This window comes from Oleiphilus sp. HI0123, assembly GCF_001635315.1.
Genome location: NZ_LWGE01001617.1, coordinates 1 through 758, shown reverse-complemented (window position 1 = coordinate 758; position 758 = coordinate 1). Strand labels below are relative to the sequence as shown.

Below are 758 nucleotides of genomic sequence, written 5' to 3'. Positions count from 1 at the left end.
CTTTAGAGGAGCAGTCTTGTTGGTTTGTTCAAGGTATTCATCAGATCTAGGTTTATATTCAACATATGGTAGCTTTAGAATAAATTCAGTACCCGAATTAGAAGACCTCATGTCTAATGAAACGCCTAGGAGTTCAGACAGCTGCTTTACGATTGCCAAACCTAAGCCGAGTCCTTTACTTCTATCTCGCTCTGGGTTTTCTAGCTGAAAGAACTCTTCAAACACTTTATCTCTAAACTTTTTAGATATACCCTTGCCAGAATCCTTAATACTAATCTTGACCAGGCCGTCATCATCTAATTTGTTTATCGATATCATGATGTCATTAGCCTGAGAATGGTTAATTGCGTTATCAATAATATTGGAAAAGATCCTTCCAAGCAGTTTTCCATCACTATGCACGTAGACACTCTTCAACGATAAATGAAATTTTATCCCTTTAGATAAAGCCTGACCTTCAAACTGATCGGCCATTTCTTGAATGATATTATCAAGTGCAACATGATCATTTTCAGGCGTTATCGCGCGCGCATCAATTTTGGAAAGATCAAGCAGTGAATCAAGCAATTCACGCAAGGCTTTTACTGACGAGTTTAGCTTAGGAAAAATCCTTTTCTGAGTTTCAACTGAGTCCGTATGACTAATCGTATAAGCGAGAAACTCTATCGACTGCAACGGCTGTCGAAGGTCGTGACTAGCGGCGGCTAGAAACTTTGATTTAGATTCACTTGCTTGCAGGGCTTCTTTGCGTTTTTCCT

At 39.3% G+C, this 758-nt stretch carries 1 protein-coding gene; it reads right to left on the bottom strand.

From position 1 onward, the window contains the following. On the bottom strand, nt 1-758 hold a 758-nt coding region (locus A3761_RS21700), incomplete at both ends, for a HAMP domain-containing sensor histidine kinase (RefSeq protein WP_197473171.1).